This window comes from Pedobacter aquatilis, assembly GCF_030409415.1.
GTDB classification, from domain to species: Bacteria; Bacteroidota; Bacteroidia; order Sphingobacteriales; family Sphingobacteriaceae; genus Pedobacter; species Pedobacter aquatilis.
Genome location: NZ_JAUFPW010000023.1, coordinates 26,517 through 33,518, shown reverse-complemented (window position 1 = coordinate 33,518; position 7,002 = coordinate 26,517). Strand labels below are relative to the sequence as shown.

Sequence of the window (7,002 nt, the reverse complement as noted above, 5' to 3'; positions counted from 1 at the left end):
GACCTTTATAAGTCTGGATTGCAGTATAGTTCACCCCTGCTTTTAAGGTTTCCGAATCAAAATTATCTCTTTTAAATAAAATTGAACAAACCTAAGGGATTGCAGCGAAAATACTTTTTGTTGTTATAACTATTAATATGCTGTCATGCTGAGGCACGAAGCATCTGCAACCGATGAAACAGACGCTTCGTACTTCAGCATGACAGATGTTCAAAAAGATTGAAGCGCAAAGCAGGACTAACGACTGATAGTTGTACTGGCTTTGCGCTTCAATATAAGCTAATGGATATCTTATAGATTAAACACTAGTAGCATTAGTCCATCTGATAGCTTAATTAACCGTACTCCTCGGGTTGCTCCTTTCGCTTTTTGAACCAACTTTGGTTATTTTGTAATTTAACGATACGTAGAAATATCTTGTAATACTATTAAACCGGATATCTTCTATCCTGCTGCCATTAACCGTTCTATCTATATTGGTATTTTGATTAAGTATATCGAACCCTTTTAATGCTAATGTAATTCTGCGTTGCATAAAATATTGTTCCAAGCCAGCATTTAATAGAAATACATTATTATTAAATCCATCGGCTCTGCCAGCTGCACCATTATGATTCAACTCAGCATTTAACCTGGTATTTTTTATAAACTCGTAACTTAAGCTCGCACTGTTGTAAAAATTAAAAAACTTATTATCAACTGCGCTTGGTTGCGAATTATTTACCTTACTATACTGAACGCCGATGTAAATTCCGGCATTTAGTTTATCTGCCAAATCGTAGCTAATATTCGCATTCGGACCAACATTATATCTATCGGTTACATTTTTTTGGCTGTTGATAAATGATGAATTATGAGAAAGCGACAGGTTTAACCCATAACCCATTCTTAAGCCCTTAACTTTAGTAGGCTGCCCCATAAACGTACCAGCATTAATGTAATAGTTGCCATCAACATTTACAGGTTGAACGTACTGTACGCCATTAATGTAATTGATATCATTACCAATATCATCCAAAGCATAATTAACCAAAAAATAACCGTTCCAATATTTATTATTATCAGCACTGAAAGTATTAAAGTTTACCGACATACGGTGACTTTTACGAGCTTCTAAATTTGGGTTTCCAATACGTTGATAAAGTGGATTGCTATTGTTTTGAACAGGCTGCAAATCATTTACCGAGGGAAGATTAACATTGGCATTGTAGTTTAATTGTAGCGTATGCTTATTTTTATTTCTAAAACTTACGTTTAATCGAGGCAAAATATTGTAATATTTTTTATCTATGTTATTTGTGTTTAAACCTGTGCTACTAAAGGTTGTTGCATCCAGGCCCGTTTCTTGAAAGCCTAAACCAAAATTATAGGTCCATTCGGTGCGGCTATAAATTAATCCTAATCTGGCGGTTTGGCTCCACGTTTTGTTTTCTAATGTGTTTGAAAAATCTGGCACAACAGTATCGTAGGTATTATTTAATGGGTTGTAACTTAAAGTTAATTGTTTGGCATCTACCCTACCTTCATTGCGGATATAAGCAATATTACTATTCAACTTTTTATCTATAATTGGCCTGATGTAGTTAACGGCAATACTGTAATTCTTTGATTTATTTTCTTGTTCAGCTTGCTGATTTAAATCGGTCACATCTACAATTCCGCCATTGTAGTTATTGATTAACGATTTATTTAACCAATTAGAATTAAAAGTATTTTGTGTACCATTTAAGCCAATAATAATAGAGCCCTTTTTTAAACGACGGGTTGCAGAAAGTTCGCCAAAAAAAGCTGGGGTAGAATTTCTTTGGTCTAAATATTGGTTACCATCATTTACTTTTCCGGTTAAATCAAAATCCGAATTAAAATTACGGCTGTTGATATTATCCGTGTAATTTAAAATTGCATTTGAGCGAACGGTAATATCAGTTAGTGTATCAGGATGATATTCTACTTTAAAGTTAAAGCGATGCGCTTGGTTGTCAGAATTTCTGTTTGATACTTCATTAGTTCTTAAAACATCATCCTCATTAATATCCTGCACATTAGAAAACCGATTACCTAAACCTTTGCTAAAATAAGTAAAGTAGCTACTACTTAATGTCAGCTTATCTTTTTGGCCCCAGCTGTTGCTAAAATTTAAACCTCCGCTATGCGTGGTCACTTCACCAATGGCGCTATTATCAAACACACCAGAACCACCAATAGTTGTTCGTCCGTTATTTACGTTGATAGAAAAACCACCACCACCTGGAGGTGCAAAGATATTTCCAATGTTTCCACTGGTAAAGCTATTTAAATCTTCATATTGGAAACTAGCATTGCTTATGTTATTACTCATCCCCAATAAAGCAAATTGCATTTTCTTTGTGAAATGGTTTGCACTTAAATAACCGCTGTATCTATCCGTTGTACCACCAGATAAGTTTGCATTTCCAAACCAGCCATTCTTTTTATCTTCCTTAATAGTTAGGTTTAATACTTTTTCCCTTTGTCCATCATCAATACCTGTTGCTTTTGCTTCGAGTGTTTTACTATCAATTAACTGAACTTTAGCAATAACATCGGCAGGTAAGTTTTTAGTTGCCGTTTTCGGATCCGTTCCAAAAAAATCTTTTCCATCTACTGTTAATCGTGTAACTTTTTGTCCCTGAACTAAAATACTTCCATCTTTATCAATAGTTACACCAGGAAGTTTTTTTAACAAATCTTCAACCGCAGCATTTGGCTGGGTTTTATAAGCATCGGCATTAAATTCTACTGTATCTTTTTTCACTGTAGCAGTTGCTATTCTCCCATTTACAGAAACATCTTTAAGCAAAATTGCATCTTCTTTTATTTTTATGGTTCCGAGATTTAAATTTTTACCATTTACAGTTATATTTTTCTCGAAAGAATTAAAACCAATTACAGAAACTTTACATCTATAATCTCCATTTGCTACGTCTGTAAAAAGAAATTCACCCAATGAATTTGAAACTACTCCAATTTTTTTTGTTGAATCTTTTTTACTAGTTAGAATTACACCGGCATATTCTAAAGGTTGAGCAGTTTTTTCATCAATGATTTTACCGGTAATGCTGCCCGCTTGTTGTGCGAAGACCTTCGTAGATAAAATGAATAGTATAAGTATAAGATAAGTTTTCATAGATATTTTTAAATTTTTGCTTGGCTTTATTAATGAATTTTAAATCCATTAACAAACACAAGACACCAAAAATTCAAAAACGTGACACATTTTATAAATTATTTTAAAAAAAGAAAACCTCAATAATTATTGAGGTTTTCTTTTTTTAAACAGAATGCCGAACTTACATTTTAGCTGCAGCAACTTTAGCCTTTTGTTTTGGGTGATGTTTTTTATGTGATTTTTTTACCTGAACTTTTTCAGTTTTAGTTTTTGCCGGCACAGTTGTTTGTGCACTTACAGTATTAACAGTAAAAGCTGCTATTAGGGCGATCATTAAAATTTTAATTGCTTTCATTTTTCTTTTTATTAGTGATTAATAAACCTTGTTAATTGTTTAATAAATCTCCGATAAGAAGATGAAGAAATAATGAACTATTTATGAAAAGTATCTAAAAATAAATCTTCTACTTTTTTACGAGCCCAAGGCATTTTACGCAGAAATTTTAAACTAGATTTTATAGATGGATTACTAATAAAACAATCTATTTTAATAATTGAGCCCAAATGTTCCCCAACCATAATGCGTTTGCAAATCCGTTACAATTCTTTCTAAAGTTAAACCATGTAATGGATTATTTTTTTGCTCTGACATATAACAAAGTTAATTCAATTATTAAAATAATTGAGGACTATATTGTGCAAGCCAAACTGTAGCACCACCGCAATCTATATCACTAACGTGATGTTCCAACACGTTAAAATGATGTTTTTCTAAAATGTTTTTGTATTCTGTGGCATCCAGAGAGGCATGAAATAAATTTTCTCCGCCGTTTACGCCCCAAGTTTCTCCATTTTCTGTGCCTGATGTAAAAAGTAAAATACCACCAGCGTTTAAATGATTTTTAAAAATTTCAATAACCGCTGGTTGCGCTGCCGCAGGCAAATGAAAAAAACTATGCCAGGCTATTACTGCATCAAATTTATGCTCGAGGTTTAGCTTTCGCATATCAGCTAAAATGAATTTACCTTTTGGAAAATTATCCTTTGCGATGCTTAACATTTTTTGGCTAGCATCAACACCAGTTATGTTAAAACCCGAATCTAAAAAATATTTAAATATGGGAATTCCTGTGCCGCAGCCAATGTCCAAAATGGTTCCATTAGTTGGTATAAATGAAATTACTTTATCAAGGTATTTTTTTTCGATTAAATCGGTAGGTCGATTTAGGGCAAACCAATTGCCTATTTTATTGTAAACCTCGAAAACATTTTGTCGATTGCCTTGCATAATTTTTGCTTAAAAAGCTACAGCGGTAGCATCAATTTCAATTAGCATACCATCTAAAGCTAACTTTGAAACCGGAATTAAAGTATTTACAGGAAACTTCAGGTTTGGCCAGATTAAGTTCGACTCTTCAATTAAAACCTGATGTTTTTCTTCATCGTAATCTACAACTAAAGTAGTTAGCTTGGCAATGTTTTCAAAACCTAATCCTTTACTTTTGAGCGCAATGCCAATATTTTCAAATACAATTTTAACTTGCGTTCTAAAATCATTACTTAGCATGCCATCGGTTCTGCTTCCGCCCTGCCCGGCGATGAAAACTAAACCTTTTACTGAAGCTACATGTGAGTAGCCATGTAGACGAGGGTCATAAATTCCCTCGGGATTACTTATTTCCAAAATATCTTTTTGCATGTTTATTTTTTGATAAAATTATCATTTAAAATTTTGCTTGCTGTTAATGTTTTGCAATAAAGAGTAAGTCTGTTTTTATTTATTGTCCAAGCCGGATGTTTTTTCTTTTAGACGTCCAAAAAAAAACGCCCTGAAAATTCAGAGCGTTTTAATAGTATTCAGTCGGATTAATTTGTCCAGCTATTGTTATCTGGATTTGAATCTGGTAATACTTTATTTGGGTCTAAAATTACCGAAACAACTTCTTCGCTTGTTGGATAACGAACCAACCATGTTGTATTTTTCATCCACACATCAACAGGTACTTTTACGATATCTGTTTTACCGCTTTTGGTTTTTATTTGCAGAATAATAGGCATCGGCATTTTTTCAAGATTATCAACCTTGATGTTGTAACTCGTAATTTTACCATCAGTTTTTACTGCCTGAACATCGCTAACTGCCTGATCCATCTTCCAATTGTTTAAGAACCAGCTTCTCCAGAACCAAGCTAAATCTTCTCCTGCCCCGTTTTCCATAGAACGGAAGAAATCGAATGGAGTTGGGTGTTTAAATGCCCAGTTTTTAATGTACTGACGGAAAGCGTAATCGAAACGATCTTCGCCCAAAATTTGATCTCTTAAAATGTTTAAGCCCCATCCTGGTTTGCTATAAAGGTTCACGCCAATGTTACGTTCTGCCATTCCATCAGGCATTAACATAATATTTTCTAAAGCAGGGTTACCGATAGCACGTTTACCAATAGCATTCATGTCGGTTGTACGCTGCTTATATTCACCGTTATTAAAATTTTGTGATGAAATTCCGTTGATAAAAGTATTGAAACCTTCATCCATCCAACCAAATTTGCGCTCGTTAGAACCAACAATCATCGGGAACCAAGTATGACCAAATTCATGATCGATAACGCCCCACGCCGAACCATTCTTAGCTTTCCATCCACAGAAAACAATACCGGGATATTCCATACCACCAATATTAGTCGCAACATTAACTGCCATTGGATAAGGATATTCGAACCATTTAGTAGAATAATGCTCGATGCTTGATTTTACATATTCTACACCTCTGCCATAACTATCGTTACCGTTGCTTTCTATAGGTTGCGCCGAAACAGCCAGACCTTTTCTACCGCTTGGAAAATTTATTCTTGCCGCATCAAGTACAAATGCTTTTGATGATGCCCATGCTGCATCTCTGGCATTTAAAATTTTAAATTTCCAGGTTAATTTATCTTTCGCAGGGCGAGATTTAGGATCGGTAACTTCTTCAGCAGAGCGAATATGAATAGTTTTGTCACTCAATTTTGCTGCGTTCCATCTTTTTAATTGCTCAGCCGTAAAAACCTCTTGAGGGTTTAAAAGCTCACCAGAACCCATAACTATATGGTTTGCAGGTGCGGTAATTGCAAAAGTAATGTCACCATATTCGCAATAAAACTCGCCACCGCCCCAGTAAGGCAAAGTATTCCAGCCAATTACATCATCGTATACACACATTCTAGGAAACCATTGTGCAATAGCATAAATTTCTCCGTTTTGTGTGGTCAAATGCCCGGTTCTGTCCGAACCTTCTTTTGGCACAACGTATGAATAATCCATTTTAACGGTAACAACATCGCCATTGGCGGCCATTGGTTGCTCCAAGCGAATTTGCATACGCGTATCTTCAACCAAGGAAGTAAATTTTACTGCTGAAGCTTTTTGCGAAACGCTAATATTATTAATGGTGTAACCACCGTTAAAATTTTCTCCTTGCGCACCGTAACGACTTTTTGCCGGCGTTACTGCATAACCACGAGAAGTTTGTTTGAATGTATTTTGATCTAATTGAAGCCATAGATAAGGTAATTTATCCGGACTATTATTTTTGTAAGTAATTGTAATACTTCCGCTTACTGTGCTTGTTGCCTCATTAAGATTTGCAGTAATGTTATAATCTACCCTGTTTTGCCAGTATTTAGGACCAGGAGCACCTATTGCCGATCGGAATTCGTTGCCATTTTGAGTATAAAAAAGTGGCCCAAATGCTTCTGCAGAATTATAATTTGTTACAGGAGTTGTAGTTTTTGGAGTTTGCTGTGCCAATGCAGAAAAAGCAAACACACAACAAGATAAGCTTAATGTTATTAGTTTATTTAATTTTTTAGTCATGTTGAAATTTTTATAGGCGGCAA

Annotated in this window: 7 protein-coding genes; all 7 read right to left on the bottom strand. The window is 34.7% G+C overall.

The features are described from left to right. Positions 1 to 331 precede the first annotated feature (331 nt). The 7 genes from QWY86_RS09805 to QWY86_RS09780 all read right to left on the bottom strand — a co-directional run bounded on the left by QWY86_RS09805 (position 332) and on the right by QWY86_RS09780 (position 6,979). Positions 332 to 3,145 carry a TonB-dependent receptor gene (locus tag QWY86_RS09805; protein WP_290241416.1) on the bottom strand — a complete coding sequence of 938 codons (2,814 nt, stop codon included), beginning with the start codon at positions 3,143 to 3,145 and terminating at the stop codon, positions 332 to 334. A gap of 163 nt (positions 3,146 to 3,308) precedes the next feature. After that, a complete protein-coding gene (locus tag QWY86_RS09800; protein ID WP_290241414.1) occupies positions 3,309 to 3,482 on the bottom strand; it encodes a hypothetical protein in 174 nt (57 codons plus the stop codon). A 77-nt stretch (positions 3,483 to 3,559) separates the two neighbouring features. Continuing rightward, complete coding sequence (locus QWY86_RS09795) at positions 3,560 to 3,706, bottom strand: VF530 family DNA-binding protein (RefSeq protein WP_435406633.1); 147 nt, start codon at positions 3,704 to 3,706, stop codon at positions 3,560 to 3,562. Beyond that, entirely contained in the window at positions 3,675 to 3,779 is a 105-nt protein-coding gene (locus QWY86_RS20200) for a VF530 family DNA-binding protein (protein WP_435406632.1), read from the bottom strand. Before QWY86_RS20200 ends, QWY86_RS09795 begins: the two co-directional genes overlap by 32 nt. Positions 3,780 to 3,800: 21 nt before the next feature. Beyond that, on the bottom strand, positions 3,801 to 4,415 hold the full coding sequence (locus QWY86_RS09790) for a class I SAM-dependent DNA methyltransferase (protein ID WP_290241412.1): 615 nt from the start codon (positions 4,413 to 4,415) through the stop codon (positions 3,801 to 3,803). A 9-nt stretch (positions 4,416 to 4,424) separates the two neighbouring features. Further along, positions 4,425 to 4,826 (bottom strand): RidA family protein, encoded by a 402-nt coding sequence (locus tag QWY86_RS09785; RefSeq protein ID WP_290241410.1) that lies wholly within the window; start codon positions 4,824 to 4,826, stop codon positions 4,425 to 4,427. A 167-nt stretch (positions 4,827 to 4,993) separates the two neighbouring features. Continuing rightward, complete coding sequence (locus QWY86_RS09780; RefSeq protein ID WP_290241408.1) at positions 4,994 to 6,979, bottom strand: M1 family metallopeptidase; 1,986 nt, start codon at positions 6,977 to 6,979, stop codon at positions 4,994 to 4,996. Positions 6,980 to 7,002: the final 23 nt, after the last annotated feature.

Coding starts and splice junctions, on each gene's coding strand:
- QWY86_RS09800 (WP_290241414.1), bottom strand. CDS start 3,482: ATGAAAGCAATTAAAATTTTAATGATCGCCCTAATAGCAGCTTTTACT.
- QWY86_RS09795 (WP_435406633.1), bottom strand. CDS start 3,706: ATGGTTGGGGAACATTTGGGCTCAATTATTAAAATAGATTGTTTTATT.
- QWY86_RS09780 (WP_290241408.1), bottom strand. CDS start 6,979: ATGACTAAAAAATTAAATAAACTAATAACATTAAGCTTATCTTGTTGT.
- QWY86_RS20200 (WP_435406632.1), bottom strand. CDS start 3,779: ATGTCAGAGCAAAAAAATAATCCATTACATGGTTTAACTTTAGAAAGA.
- QWY86_RS09805 (WP_290241416.1), bottom strand. CDS start 3,145: ATGAAAACTTATCTTATACTTATACTATTCATTTTATCTACGAAGGTC.
- QWY86_RS09785 (WP_290241410.1), bottom strand. CDS start 4,826: ATGCAAAAAGATATTTTGGAAATAAGTAATCCCGAGGGAATTTATGAC.
- QWY86_RS09790 (WP_290241412.1), bottom strand. CDS start 4,415: ATGCAAGGCAATCGACAAAATGTTTTCGAGGTTTACAATAAAATAGGC.